Annotated in this window: 1 protein-coding gene; it reads left to right on the top strand. The window is 71.6% G+C overall.

Annotation, left to right across the window (positions count from 1 at the left end; translation table 11 throughout):
• Positions 1–266 (top strand): AbrB/MazE/SpoVT family DNA-binding domain-containing protein (locus C4313_RS11525; RefSeq protein ID WP_352429993.1); only part of this gene is annotated, 266 nt, incomplete at its 5' end.
• Positions 267–271 lie beyond the last annotated feature (5 nt).

A 271-nucleotide genomic window follows, 5' to 3' on the forward strand; every position in this document is an offset into this window, starting at 1 on the left:
TCCAACGAGGGGAGAGGGCCGTGGAGACGGTGCGTGTTTCCGCCAAAGGACAGGTGGTGATTCCGAAGCGGGTGCGGGAGCAGGCTGGCCTGTACGAAGGGACTCTCTGCGCCGTTGAGATCCGGCCCGAGGGGGTGCTCCTGCGCCCAACCCGGCCGGCGTCCGGCTGGCGCCGGTGGGAGGGGGTCCTGGCCGGGACCCCGGCCCTGCGCGATCATCTGGACGACCACCGGCGGGAGGTGGCCGGTGACCGGGATCGTCCTTGACGCCT

The organism is Thermoflexus sp., assembly GCF_040289485.1.
Classification (GTDB): Bacteria; Chloroflexota; Anaerolineae; order Thermoflexales; family Thermoflexaceae; genus Thermoflexus.